The sequence below is a fragment of the Rheinheimera sp. EpRS3 genome, assembly GCF_001513785.1.
Lineage (GTDB): Bacteria > Pseudomonadota > Gammaproteobacteria > Enterobacterales > Alteromonadaceae > Alishewanella.
The window spans coordinates 33,107-46,350 of sequence record NZ_LNQS01000007.1 but is presented as its reverse complement, the minus strand read 5'-3'; the positions used below and the strand labels follow the sequence as shown (position 1 = coordinate 46,350).

Here is a 13,244-nt window from a genome sequence, read left to right as displayed (position 1 = left end):
AACCGTACACTGAATTGTAATAAAACACCATGCTAGTGCTTAAAACAAAAAACCCGCTACATAAGCGGGTTTTTATCAGCTAAATCAACAGCCTGTTACCAGCCAGTCAATTCTTTCAGTGCTTTACCGATATCGGCTAAGCTCTTAACCGTTTTAACACCAGCATCTTCCAGTGCAGCGAACTTCTCGTCAGCTGTACCTTTACCACCAGAGATGATGGCGCCTGCATGGCCCATGCGCTTACCAGCTGGTGCAGTTACACCGGCAATGTAAGACACAACTGGCTTAGTCACGTGTTGCTTGATATAAGCAGCCGCTTCTTCTTCAGCTGAACCACCGATTTCGCCGATCATAACGATGGCTTCAGTTTGTGGATCGTCCTGGAATAATTTCAGGATATCGATGAAGTTAGAACCTGGGATTGGGTCACCACCAATACCTACACAAGTAGACTGGCCGAAACCGTAGTCAGTAGTTTGTTTTACTGCTTCATAGGTCAGAGTACCTGAACGTGAAACAATACCTACTTTACCCGGCAAGTGAATGTGGCCTGGCATAATACCAATTTTACATTCGCCTGGCGTGATAACGCCCGGGCAGTTAGGGCCAATTAAGCGTACGCCTAATTCATCACACTTAACTTTAGCGTCCAGCATGTCCAGTGTAGGAATGCCTTCAGTAATACATACGATCAACTTGATGCCGCCGTTTGCCGCTTCCAGGATAGAGTCTTTACAAAAAGCAGCTGGTACGTAGATCACTGATGCTTCTGCACCAGTTGCTTCTACGGCTTCTTTTACAGTATTGAATACTGGTAAACCTAAGTGAGTCTGACCGCCTTTACCCGGAGTCACACCACCAACCATTTTAGTGCCGTAGGCAATAGCTTGTTCAGAGTGAAAAGTACCCTGAGCACCCGTGAAGCCCTGACAAATTACTTTGGTATCTTTATTAATTAAAACGCTCATTGATAACCCCTTATGCCTTAGCCGCTGCAGCAACTACTTGCTTGGCAGCGCTAGTCAGGTCTGTGTCAGCGATAATATTCAGGCCGCTTTCAGACAGCACTTTAGCACCCAGCTCTGCATTGTTACCTTGCAGACGTACAACCACAGGCACTTTAACGCCAACTTCTTTTACTGCGCCAATAACACCTTCAGCAATCATATCGCAACGTACGATACCGCCGAAAATGTTGATGAATACCGCTTTAACCGCAGTATCAGACAGGATAATTTTGAACGCTTCAACTACGCGCTCTTTGGTTGCACCGCCGCCAACGTCCAGGAAGTTAGCTGGTTGGCCACCGTGTAATTTAACGATGTCCATAGTACCCATAGCTAAACCTGCACCGTTAACCATACAGCCGATGTCGCCACCTAAAGCTACATAGTTCAACTCCCATGAGGCTGCATGTGCTTCACGTGGATCTTCTTGTGATGGGTCCTGCATTTCTTTCAATTCAGGGTGACGGTACAGAGCGTTGCCGTCGATAACCAGTTTGGCATCTAAGCAGTGCAGATCGCCAGCAGGAGTAATAACCAGTGGGTTTACCTCTAACAGAGCCAGATCTTTTTCCTGGAACAGTTTAGCCAGGCCCATAAAGATTTTTACGAACTGGTTAATTTGCTTGCCTTCCAGGCCTAATTTGAATGCTAACTCACGGCCCTGGAATGGCTGTGCGCCTACCAACGGGTCAATTGCTGCTTTCAGAATTTTTTCTGGTGTTTCGTGGGCAACGGTTTCAATTTCCACGCCACCTTCAGTAGATGCCATAAACACGATACGACGTGAAGAGCGGTCAACTACTGCACCTAAATACAGTTCTTTAGCGATATCTGTACAAGGTTCAACCAGGATACGGCTAACCGGCTGACCTTTTTCGTCAGTTTGGTAAGTCACCAGGTTCTTGCCAAGCCATTTTTCTGCGAAAGCTTTGATATCTTCTTTGCTCTTAACCAGCTTCACACCGCCCGCTTTACCGCGGCCGCCAGCGTGAACCTGGGCTTTAACAACAAACATATCGCCGCCGATTTTATCTGCAGCTGCTACCGCTTCTTCAACTGTAGCTGCGGCAATGCCTTTAGATACAGGCAAACCATATTGGGCAAACAGTTGCTTACCCTGATACTCGTGCAAATTCATGGCTATTTTCCGTTCATTTGAATATGAAAGCTGCACTGTTTAGTACAGCCTGACTTTGATCGGCGCATATTATAGTGCCAACCGGTTCGATAAAAAATGCTGTTGTCAAAAAACAACAGCATTTCTGCTTACTTTTGCCGAATAATCAGATATCCAGCAGGATACGGGTTGGATCTTCCAGCAATTCTTTAATAGTCACCAGGAAGCCTACAGACTCTTTACCGTCGATAATACGGTGATCGTAAGACAGCGCCAGATACATCATTGGCAGAATTTCCATCTTGCCATCCACTACCATGACGCGATCCTGAATTTTGTGCATACCCAGAATGGCGGATTGTGGCGGGTTGATGATTGGAGTAGACATCAGAGAACCAAATACACCACCGTTAGTGATAGTGAAGTTACCGCCGGTTAAGTCGTCCATAGACAGCTTACCGTCACGGCCTTTTAAGGCTAAGTCTTTGATGGCTTTTTCAATTTCAGCCAGGTTCATTTTGTCGCAATCACGCAGCACCGGTGTTACCAAGCCACGTGGCGTAGACACCGCAATGCTGATATCGAAGTAGTTGTGATAAACAATATCATCGCCGTCAATAGCAGCATTTACTTCAGGAAAACGCTTCAGCGCTTCAGTTACCGCTTTAACATAGAACGACATAAAGCCTAAACGGATACCGTGACGCTTTTCAAACACGTCCTGGTATTGCTTACGCAGGTCCATAATTGGCTTCATGTTCACTTCGTTAAACGTCGTTAACATGGCGGTTGAGTTTTTCGCTTCCAGCAGACGGTTCGCGATGGTTTTGCGTAAACGTGTCATAGGCACACGTTTCTGGCTGCGATCACCGGCTACCGCAGTGGGTGCAGAAGCAGCTGGCGCCGCAGCTTTTGCTGGGGCACCGGCGACAAACTTTTCTACGTCTTCTTTAGTCACACGGCCATTTTTGCCAGTGCCTTTAATTTTGCTGGCGTCTAAGCCTTTTTCAGCAATCATGCGGCGCACAGACGGACTTAAGGCATCGTCGTTGCTGTCGTCTGAACCTGTAGCAGGTGCGGCATCAGCTTTGGCATCGTCTTTCTTCGCTGGCGCATCGTCTTTTTTCGCTGCAGGTGCACCACCGGCTTCCATTTTACCAATAACTTCTTCAGCAGTTACGGTAGCACCGGTGTCATGAATGATTTCGCCCATTACGCCATCGGCCTGAGCAACAACTTCAAGTACCACTTTGTCGGTTTCAATATCAACTAATACCTGATCACGTGTTACGGCTTCGCCTGCTTTAACGTGCCAGGTGGCGATGGTTGCATCTGCAACGGATTCTGGAAGTACGGGTACTTTAATTTCCACTTTTTCACCTTTTACCGGTTGGTCTTATTTCGTTTAACCGGCCCGTTATACAGGCCGGACAATCAATTATTTAATAGTCAAAGCGTCGTTAACCAGCGCCTGTTGCTGCTTGTTATGCACCGACAGATAACCTACTGCTGGCGATGACGAAGCATCACGGCCGGTATAAACAAGCTGGCCGTTTTTAGGAATAGCAGCACGGAAATGATGCTGGCTGCAATACCAGGCGCCCTGATTCTGTGGCTCTTCCTGACACCAGACAAAGTCAGTCACATGCTGATACTGGCTTAACACTTCAGCCATTTCGTCATGCGGGAACGGATACAGCTGTTCAACACGGACAATCGCAACGTCTTTTTGTTCACGCTTGCGGCGCTCTTCCAGTAACTCGTAATACACCTTACCGCTACAGAACACCACACGCTTAACATCAGCTGGTTTGATATCGTCTATCTCGCCAATTACGTTATGAAACTTGCCTGCTGCCAGCTCTTCCAGCGTTGAAGTAGCCAATGGATGACGCAGTAACGACTTAGGCGACATAACAATTAGCGGACGACGCATTGGTCGTACCATCTGACGGCGCAACATATTAAATACCTGCGCCGGCGTAGTCGGGATACAAACCTGCATATTGTGATCAGCACATAGTTGCAGGAAGCGTTCCAGACGGGCTGATGAATGCTCCGGGCCCTGGCCTTCGTAACCATGCGGCAACAACAAGGTTAAGCCACACAAACGGCCCCACTTCTGCTCACCCGAACTTAGGAACTGGTCAATCACCACCTGTGCACCGTTGGCAAAATCACCAAACTGGCCTTCCCAAATCACCATGGCGCGAGGCTCTGCAGTAGCATAGCCGTATTCAAACGCCATCACGGCCTCTTCTGACAACGCAGAGTCGTATACCTGGAATGGCCCTTGTTTGTCACTGATATGTTCCAGCGGTGTATAGGTGCTGCCATCAGTCTGATTGTGTAATACCGCATGACGATGGAAAAAAGTACCACGGGCCGAGTCCTGGCCAACGATACGAATACGGCTGCCTTCGGCTACCGTGGAAGCATAGGCCAGAATTTCAGCGAAACCCCAGTCTATTTTCTTCTCACCAGAGAGCATTAAGGCACGGTCTTCATACACACGGCCGACCTGACGTTGCAGCGTGTGCGACTCTGGAATAGCAGTGGCTTTTTTGCCCAACTCGACCAGTTTTTCTACCGATACGCTGGCATCATAAGTTGAGTCCCAGTCATGGCCTAAGAACGGTGTCCAATCAACTGACGTTTCAGTCATTGGCCGCCACTCTTCTACCACACAATCGCCTTTATCCAGCGCATTACGGTATTGCTCAGTCATCTCACTGATTTGCTCAGTGCTGAACAAGCCTTCTGCCACCAGCTTTTGCGCATAAATTTCACGTGGGGTTGGGTGTTTTTTGATTTTCTGGTACATCAGCGGCTGCGTTGCATTTGGCTCGTCAGCTTCGTTGTGGCCGTTACGGCGGTAACATACCAGATCAATAACAACATCACGCTTGAAGGTATTGCGGTAATCCACTGCCAGCTGCGCTACAAACACCACAGCTTCAGGATCATCACCATTTACATGGAAAATAGGCGCCTGTACCATTTTAGCGATGTCAGTACAGTATTCCGTCGAGCGGGTATCTTCCTGTTTAGATGTGGTAAAACCAACCTGGTTATTGATCACTAAACGGATAGTACCACCCACTTTAAAGGCACGGGTTTGTGAAATATTAAAGGTTTCCGCTACCACGCCCTGGCCGGCAAAGGCTGAGTCACCATGAATGGTGATTGGCAATGCCAGTGAACCGTCGGTACAACCACGACGGTCTAAACGTGCGCGCACCGAGCCCATTACTACCGGATTTACAATTTCCAGGTGTGACGGGTTAAACGCCAGTGCTAAATGCACATTGCCGCCAGCTGTTTCAAAATCAGATGAAAAACCCATGTGGTATTTAACATCACCGGCGCCGACGACTTCATACTTACCGGCAAACTCGTCAAATAACTTTGACGGGTTTTTCCCCAGCACGTTAATTAAGGTGTTTAAACGGCCTCGGTGCGCCATACCGATAACACAATCTTTAGCGCCCTGCTCACCGGCACGGTGAATCATGGCTTTAAGCATTGGCACCATAGCATCGCCACCTTCCAGACCAAAGCGTTTGGCGCCCGGGAATTTGGAAGACAGGTATTTTTCCAGGCCGTCTGCCGCAACCAGGCCATTCAAAATACGGGTTTTGGCGGCTTTATCATAAGACGGTGCTGACTGAATAGATTCTAAACGCTGTTGGATCCAGCGTTTCTCATCAGTAGAAACAATGTGCATATACTCAGCACCGATAGAACCACAGTAGGTTTTCTCCAGCGCTTTGTGTAATTCACCCAGTTTCATGGTTTCTTTGCCAATGGCAAATGATCCAACATTAAACTCGGTATCGTAATCACTTTCTGATAAGTCGTGGTAAGACAGCTCTAAATCACGTACACGTGATTGCTTCCACAGGCCTAGCGGGTCAAGGTTAGCTTGCTGATGGCCGCGAAAGCGGTAAGAGTTAATCAGCTGCAATACTTTAACCTGACGACTGTCAGCAGCTGTACCGGAATTGACCACCACCACTTCGCGGTGTTTATTACGGGCCAAATCTGCGAATTGCTGCCTGACATCAGAGTGACGGGTTTCAAGATCGACGCCGTCAAGTTTTGGTAATTTGGCGAAAAACTCACGCCATTCGTCACCAACGCTGGTAGGTTCAGCTAAGTAGGATTCATAGAGCTCATCAACGTAGGCCATATTGCCGCCGCCAAGATGAGAAGACTCTAACCACGCCTTCATTACACCTTCGTGCATTTAGTTTCCCTTAATTTCCGCGCACCTGGAAAAAGTAGCAAAAAAACAGCCTGATTGCATGCAGCCTGGCTGTCTTTCACGCACATACCAAAAAAGGGCGCATTACAGCGCCCGGTTTAACAACATAGATTTAATTTCACCAATTGCTTTGGTTGGGTTTAAACCTTTCGGACAAACATTAACGCAGTTCATAATGCCATGGCAGCGGAATACGCTGAAAGCATCATCCAGATCGTTTAAGCGTTGCTCTGTTGCCGTATCGCGGCTGTCTGCCAGGAAACGGTAAGCATGCAGTAAACCAGCCGGGCCGATAAACTTGTCCGGGTTCCACCAAAACGATGGGCAAGAGGTTGAACAACATGCACACAGAATACACTCATACAAGCCATCAAGTTTAGCACGTTCTTCAGGTGACTGCAGATACTCACCGGCAGGTGGTAACTTACTGTCGTTGATTAAGTACGGCTTCACTTTTTCATACTGGGTGTAAAACTGGCTCATGTCGACAACCAGATCACGCACTACCGGTAAACCCGGCAGCGGGCGAATAACAATTTTACCGCCTTTAGTGCCTGCGGCTGATAAAGGCGTAATACAGGCCAGACCATTTTTACCGTTGATATTAAGACCATCAGAGCCACATACGCCTTCACGGCAACTGCGACGGAACGATAAACTTGGATCCTGCTCTTTTAATTTGATCAGCGCGTCCAACACCATCATGTCCCGGCCTTCCGGGTTGTCCAGCGTATATTCCTGCATGCGCGGCGCTTTGTCGACATCAGGGTTGTAACGATAGACTGAGAAAACTAACTTCTTCATCGCTGTGCCCTCTTAGTACGTACGTGCTTTAGGCACAAAGGACTCACGGAACTTAGGTTCCAGATTCACTTTACGCTTAAACATAGATTCAGTTTCCGGCGTGTAGACACTGTGACATAACCAGTTTTCATCATCACGATCCGGGAAGTCGAAACGGGCATGGGCGCCACGGCTTTCGGTACGGAAGTTAGCCGCTACCGCAGTTGAAAATGCCGTTTCCATCAGGTTGTCCAGCTCTAAACACTCAATACGCATGGTATTGAAGTCTGAGCTCTTGTCATCCAAACGGGCAAACTTTAACCGTTCACGAATTTCTTTTAATTCGGCCAAACCTTCAGCCATGGCAGCACCTTCACGGAATACCGAGAAGTTAAGCTGCATACATTTTTGCAGATCTTTCTTAATTTGCACCGGGTCTTCACCCTGGCCTGGCTTGGTATCTTCCCAGCGCTGAGTGCGGGCTAAAGCAGCATCCAAGTCTGATTGCGACGCCGCACGGGCTTCAGACGTAGCAGCCAATGCTTCACCCAAGTGCAGGCCGGTTGCACGGCCAAATACTACTAAGTCCAGCAGTGAGTTACCGCCTAAACGGTTAGCACCGTGTACTGATACACAAGCGATTTCGCCACAGGCAAATAAGCCAGCCACGATAGTTTCGTTGCCATCGGCAGTAGGTTTAATAACCTGGCCATGTACGTTAGTTGGAATACCACCCATCATATAATGGCAGGTTGGAATAACCGGGATCGGCTCTTTTACCGGGTCAACGTGAGCAAAGGTTTTTGATAACTCACACACGCCTGGTAAACGGCTTTCTAATACTTCGGCGCCTAAGTGGTCTAATTTAAGTTTGATGTGCACACCCCAAGGGCCATCACAACCACGGCCTTCACGGATTTCCGTCATCATTGAACGGGCAACCACATCACGGCCGGCTAAATCTTTCGCGTTTGGTGCATAACGCTCCATAAAACGCTCGCCGTCTTTGTTCAACAGATAACCACCTTCACCACGACAACCTTCTGTTACCAGGGTACCGGCACCGGCAATACCGGTTGGGTGAAATTGCCACATTTCCATATCCTGCAGCGGCACACCGGCACGCAGGGCCATACCTACACCGTCACCGGTATTGATATGCGCATTGGTAGTAGAGGCATAAATACGGCCGGCACCACCTGTTGCCAACACCGTTGCTTTGGCTTTGAAATAAACGATTTCACCAGTTTCAATATCAATAGCAGTACAACCTACTACAGCGCCGTCCTGGTTTTTCACCAGATCAAGCGCATACCACTCAGAAAATACCTGAGTTTTATTTTTTACGTTTTGCTGATACAGCAGATGTAGTAAAGCGTGACCGGTGCGGTCTGCAGCGGCGGCTGTACGGGCAGCTTGTTCGCCACCAAAATTTTTAGACTGACCACCAAACGGGCGCTGATACACACGGCCATTTTCAAAGCGCGAGAAAGGCAAGCCCATATTCTCCAGCTCGGTAATCGCTTCCGGGCCGGTTTTACACATATATTCGATAGCGTCCTGGTCGCCGATATAATCAGAACCTTTAACAGTATCAAACATGTGCCATTCCCAGTTATCCGGGTGGCTGTTACCCAGTGCCACAGTAATACCGCCCTGAGCAGATACCGTGTGCGAGCGGGTTGGAAACACTTTAGATAATAAGGCGCAGCTTAAACCAGACTGCGTAATTTGCAGTGCGGCACGCATACCTGCACCACCGGCACCAATTACAATGGCGTCAAACTCTCTTACTGGAATATTCACTTAAGCACCCCACAAAACAAACAGGCCAACCGCAACATACGAGAAAGCCAGCGCATAAAGGAAGAATTGCAATACTGCGCGCAGAGCCGCTGATTTGATGTAATCAGTCAGCACCTGCCACAAACCAATGCGGGTGTGCACGGCAATAGACACTAAGGCTAACAAGGTAAAGACTTTTACCAGCGTATTGGCAAACAAGGCTTGCCACGCTTCAAAGGTAACTTCCGGCGTAATAAGGAAGAAACCGAGAATAAATACACTGTAAAGCGCCAGCACTATGGCTGTTGCTCTCAGAGATACATAGTCCTGCACGCCATCGCGTTTCAGACTTGCCTGGTTTAAAACCATAACCATACTCCTGCTAATACTGCTAATACTACCCACAGCACTATTGTCACTTTTGCGCTTAAGTTGCCGGATTTCAGCTCTTCCCAGTGTCCCATATCCATGATCAGATGGCGGATACCGCCAACCAGGTGATAGATAAGAACAGTGATAGTGCCCCAGGCAATGAATTTAGCCAGATGAGACGTCATCAGCGCTTTAACATAGTCAAAGCTCTGCTGATCCTGAAGCGAGTAAGCCCAGGCCCAGATAACGAATACCAATGCAAAAAACAATGCCACGCCCGTAACACGGTGCAGAATTGACGCTATGGCAGGTGCCGGAAACGATATGGTAGAGAGGTCGAGATTTACTGGTCTTTGTTTTTTCACAGTGCTTGCCCATCGATGCCCATTATCGAGCTCTTGTTGTCATTGTCGTTGTCATTGCTGTATAAACAGTCAACACCCAAAACCAATACACCTTTTTGCTCAAGCTGGATCAGTCCTGCCGGATTCAGCAAAAAGTGCTTGCTGAGTGAACTGTTTAAAAACCGCAATAGTATATATTTCGCGACTCGGTATTACAATTTTTGTTTGGTTTTACTCGAAAAAATCCGTATTTGGAACATTACACATTTTACAGACTAGAGCAATAATACTAGAGTCGAATACTTATTAAGCAGAAACGCATTAAAATTGACTTTAAGGGGTCGTTTGCAGGTAGAATAGCGACCAATTTGCTAAATTCCTTTAACCCGATACTACAACAACAGGAGAAATCCAATGGCAGATAAAAAGGCCGTCGTGCAGGTCGATGGGAAATCGTTCGAGTTGCCAATATACTCTGGCACCGCCGGCACTGACGTAATTGATGTTCGCGCCTTGGGTCAGCATGGTTACTTCACTTTTGACCCGGGTTTTATGTCTACCGGCTCATGTGAATCCAAAATCACCTACATTGATGGCGATGAAGGCGTGCTTTTGCACCGCGGTTATCCTATTGAGCAGTTGGCTGAACACTCAGATTACCTTGAACTGTGCTACCTGTTATTAGAAGGTGAATTACCGCAGGCTGAGCAATATAACCAGTTTAAAAACACCATTACGCGCCATACCATGGTGCATGAAAAAATCGCCTCGTTTTTCCAGGGCTTCCGTGTTGATGCCCACCCGATGGCGATGCTGTGTGGCGTAGTAGGTGCACTGTCGTCTTTCTATCACTCCGATTTGGACATCAACGACCCTGAACAACGTAAACGCAGCGCGCACCGTTTAATTGCCAAGTTGCCAACTATTTCGGCGATGGCATTTAAATACACTGTTGGTCAGCCTTTCGTATACCCACGTAACGATTTAAGCTACTCAGAAAACTTCCTGCATATGATGTTCTCTGTACCGGCAGAAGATTACAAAGTTAGTCCTATTCTGGCTAAAGCCATGGACCGCATCTTTATGTTGCATGCCGACCACGAGCAAAATGCGTCTACTTCTACTGTACGTTTAGCCGGTTCATCAGGTGCTAACCCTTATGCCTGTATCGCGGCTGGTGTAGCCTCTTTGTGGGGCCCTGCGCATGGCGGTGCCAACGAAGCCTGTCTGAAAATGTTACAGCAAATCGGCTCTGTCGATCGTATTCCTGAGTTCGTAGCACGGGCAAAAGATAAAAACGACAGCTTCCGTCTGATGGGCTTTGGCCATCGCGTGTATAAAAACTTTGACCCACGGGCCAAGGTAATGCGCGATACCTGCCATGAAGTGTTAAAAGAGCTGAACGTTAAAGATCCACTGTTAGATGTAGCAATGGAATTAGAGCGTATTGCGCTGTCAGACACCTACTTTATTGAGAAAAAACTGTACCCGAATGTGGATTTCTACAGTGGTATTATCTTAAAAGCTATCGGCATTCCAACCAGCATGTTTACGGTGATTTTTGCGATGTCACGTACCGTAGGCTGGATTTCACACTGGGACGAAATGCTGGGCGAAAAAGGCCACAAAATCGGCCGTCCGCGCCAGTTATACACCGGCTACAACACCCGTGATTTTAAACCGCTGAATAAGCGTTAATCTCACTGGTTTGGCAAAGGCGGCTTCGGCCGCTTTTTTGTTGCCTAACCTTTCGGTGCATTTGCGCCAGCTTAAGAAAACAGGCAAAATCGCGCTATCTTAGCCAGTGGACCTCCCTGCCCTTATGCCCGCTTTTGATGTTCAGCAGTTTCGCCAACAATTTGCTTTTTTTCAGCAACAGCCAGATTGGGTGTATTTAGATAATGCCGCCACTATGCATAAACCGCAGGTGGTGATTGATGCAGTTACGCAGTTTTATCAGCAATACAACAGCAATGTACACCGCGGCGCACATCAGTTAAGCCAGCAGGCCACCGCGCTGTTTGAGCAAGCCCGCAATACTGTTGCCAGCTATATTAATGCCCCGCATTTACATGAGGTTATTTTTTGCAGTGGCGCCACGGCAGCACTGAATCAGATTGCTTTTGGTTTAATGCATACGGTGCTGCAACCAGGCGACCGTATTTTACTGACACAGCTGGAGCACCACGCCAATATTGTGCCCTGGCAACTGCACTGCCAGCGCTTTGGTGTGATCATTGATGTAGTGCCGTTAACACCCGATCATCAGTTGGATATGCTGGCATACCAGCAATTACTGCAATTAAAACCTAAAGTGGTCAGTTTCAGCCATATTTCTAACGTATTAGGCCATATTCAGCAGGTAGCTGAAATGGTTGCTCTGGCAAAAGCAGCAGATGCGATTACGGTAGTAGACGGCGCTCAGGGCATAGTGTACCAGCAGCCGGATATGCAGCAGCTGGATTGTGATTTTTATGTATTTTCCGGCCATAAACTGTATGGCCCCACCGGCATAGGTGTGTTGTATGGCAAAACAGCGCAGTTAGCGCGCTTAACGCCAATTTTTGCCGGCGGTGAAATGATTGACACCGTCAGCTTTGTTAACACTACATTCAACAAATTGCCATTCAGGTTAGAAGCCGGTACGCCCAATATTGCAGGCGCTATCGGCCTGTCTGCCGCTATTGACTGGCTACAAAAAAGCAACAATCAGCAAATCATACAGCATAAATCGCTGTTATTAAAAGAGTTCTACAACGGGTTAACGGCAATAAAAGGCATAGATATTTTATCTTCGTCTGTGCATAATGCCGGTATAGTGGCATTAAATGTTGACAGTGAGCACCCTGCTGACGTCGCTGAGTTACTTAATCAGCAAAAAATAGCGGTAAGGTCGGGGCAACATTGTGCTATGCCATTATTTAGCTACTTAGCGCGGCCAGGTGCCATAAGGTGCTCCTTTGCCGCTTATAATACGCTGGATGATGTGAACCGGTGTTTGCTCGCATTGGAGCAAGCCGTGGAGATTTTAACTGCATGACACTAGAACAATTATTAGCAGATACCAAACCCGCTTTGCTGGATATTCAGCAACGCGATTTGACGGAAATAGCACAAGCCAAAGACTGGCAGGCAAAATACCGGGTGCTAATGCAACTGGGTAAAAAGCTGCCTGCTATTCCGGAAAAAATGAAGCAGCCGGAACTGTTGGTAAAAGGCTGCGAAAGCCGGGCCTGGCTCCTGCATTATCATGACAAGGCTACAGATAAACACTACTTTGTGCTCGACAGTGAAGCCCGTATTGTTAAAGGATTGATGGCAATTATGCTGTGCCTGGTTAATGGTATGACAACCGCCGAGCTGTGCAAATTTGACTTATGGCATAAATTTGATCAGTTGGCTTTAAAGCCTTACTTAAGCCAGTCACGCGGTAATGGTTTACTCGCCATGGCCGAACGGATTAAAGCCTGCTGCCCTGCAAAGTAGTAATAATGTGTTTTGCACAGAAGGAATGCTTACGCCGACACGCCGTGAATACATCCATGTAGGCTCGATTCAGGCATCCATGC

The 13,244-nt window shown here is 47.7% G+C and carries 11 protein-coding genes; 3 read left to right on the top strand and 8 right to left on the bottom strand.

The window, feature by feature from the left end; genetic code table 11:
* Window positions 1-95: 95 nt before the first annotated feature.
* The 8 genes from sucD to sdhC form a co-directional block, all read right to left on the bottom strand.
* On the bottom strand, window positions 96-968 hold the full coding sequence (gene sucD / locus AR688_RS07435; RefSeq protein ID WP_068231456.1) for a succinate--CoA ligase subunit alpha: 873 nt from the start codon (window positions 966-968) through the stop codon (window positions 96-98).
* A gap of 10 nt (window positions 969-978) precedes the next feature.
* Window positions 979-2,145 (bottom strand): ADP-forming succinate--CoA ligase subunit beta, encoded by a 1,167-nt coding sequence (sucC, locus tag AR688_RS07430; protein WP_068231452.1) that lies wholly within the window; start codon window positions 2,143-2,145, stop codon window positions 979-981.
* Between the two features lie 145 nt (window positions 2,146-2,290).
* Window positions 2,291-3,496, bottom strand: coding sequence for a 2-oxoglutarate dehydrogenase complex dihydrolipoyllysine-residue succinyltransferase (gene odhB / locus AR688_RS07425; protein WP_068231450.1), 1,206 nt, complete (start codon window positions 3,494-3,496; stop codon window positions 2,291-2,293).
* A gap of 66 nt (window positions 3,497-3,562) precedes the next feature.
* Complete coding sequence (locus AR688_RS07420; RefSeq protein ID WP_068231447.1) at window positions 3,563-6,373, bottom strand: 2-oxoglutarate dehydrogenase E1 component; 2,811 nt, start codon at window positions 6,371-6,373, stop codon at window positions 3,563-3,565.
* Between the two features lie 102 nt (window positions 6,374-6,475).
* On the bottom strand, window positions 6,476-7,195 hold the full coding sequence (locus AR688_RS07415) for a succinate dehydrogenase iron-sulfur subunit (RefSeq protein WP_068231444.1): 720 nt from the start codon (window positions 7,193-7,195) through the stop codon (window positions 6,476-6,478).
* A 12-nt stretch (window positions 7,196-7,207) separates the two neighbouring features.
* The gene (sdhA, locus tag AR688_RS07410; protein WP_068231440.1) at window positions 7,208-8,980 is read right to left on the bottom strand and encodes a succinate dehydrogenase flavoprotein subunit; all 1,773 of its coding nucleotides are present in this window, start codon (window positions 8,978-8,980) and stop codon (window positions 7,208-7,210) included.
* The gene (gene sdhD / locus AR688_RS07405) at window positions 8,981-9,328 is read right to left on the bottom strand and encodes a succinate dehydrogenase, hydrophobic membrane anchor protein (RefSeq protein ID WP_068231434.1); all 348 of its coding nucleotides are present in this window, start codon (window positions 9,326-9,328) and stop codon (window positions 8,981-8,983) included.
* Window positions 9,319-9,696, bottom strand: coding sequence for a succinate dehydrogenase, cytochrome b556 subunit (gene sdhC, locus AR688_RS07400; RefSeq protein WP_082694707.1), 378 nt, complete (start codon window positions 9,694-9,696; stop codon window positions 9,319-9,321). Before sdhC ends, sdhD begins: the two co-directional genes overlap by 10 nt.
* 393 nt (window positions 9,697-10,089) lie before the next feature.
* Here sdhC and AR688_RS07395 point away from each other — a divergent pair, with 393 nt between their 5' ends.
* The 3 genes from AR688_RS07395 to AR688_RS07385 all read left to right on the top strand — a co-directional run bounded on the left by AR688_RS07395 (window position 10,090) and on the right by AR688_RS07385 (window position 13,161).
* Window positions 10,090-11,373 carry a citrate synthase gene (locus tag AR688_RS07395; RefSeq protein ID WP_068231431.1) on the top strand — a complete coding sequence of 428 codons (1,284 nt, stop codon included), beginning with the start codon at window positions 10,090-10,092 and terminating at the stop codon, window positions 11,371-11,373.
* A 124-nt stretch (window positions 11,374-11,497) separates the two neighbouring features.
* A complete protein-coding gene (locus AR688_RS07390; RefSeq protein WP_068231429.1) occupies window positions 11,498-12,715 on the top strand; it encodes an aminotransferase class V-fold PLP-dependent enzyme in 1,218 nt (405 codons plus the stop codon).
* Entirely contained in the window at window positions 12,712-13,161 is a 450-nt protein-coding gene (locus AR688_RS07385) for a SufE family protein (protein WP_068231427.1), read from the top strand. The genes AR688_RS07390 and AR688_RS07385 overlap by 4 nt, the downstream gene beginning before the upstream one ends.
* Window positions 13,162-13,244 lie beyond the last annotated feature (83 nt).

What these genes read in the sequence shown, in the direction of transcription:
- AR688_RS07395 (WP_068231431.1), top strand. Translation starts at nt 10,090, where the DNA reads ATGGCAGATAAAAAGGCCGTCGTGCAGGTCGATGGGAAATCGTTCGAG.
- sdhD (WP_068231434.1), bottom strand. Translation starts at nt 9,328, where the DNA reads ATGGTTTTAAACCAGGCAAGTCTGAAACGCGATGGCGTGCAGGACTAT.
- AR688_RS07390 (WP_068231429.1), top strand. Translation starts at nt 11,498, where the DNA reads ATGCCCGCTTTTGATGTTCAGCAGTTTCGCCAACAATTTGCTTTTTTT.
- sucD (WP_068231456.1), bottom strand. Translation starts at nt 968, where the DNA reads ATGAGCGTTTTAATTAATAAAGATACCAAAGTAATTTGTCAGGGCTTC.
- AR688_RS07385 (WP_068231427.1), top strand. Translation starts at nt 12,712, where the DNA reads ATGACACTAGAACAATTATTAGCAGATACCAAACCCGCTTTGCTGGAT.
- AR688_RS07420 (WP_068231447.1), bottom strand. Translation starts at nt 6,373, where the DNA reads ATGCACGAAGGTGTAATGAAGGCGTGGTTAGAGTCTTCTCATCTTGGC.
- AR688_RS07415 (WP_068231444.1), bottom strand. Translation starts at nt 7,195, where the DNA reads ATGAAGAAGTTAGTTTTCTCAGTCTATCGTTACAACCCTGATGTCGAC.
- sucC (WP_068231452.1), bottom strand. Translation starts at nt 2,145, where the DNA reads ATGAATTTGCACGAGTATCAGGGTAAGCAACTGTTTGCCCAATATGGT.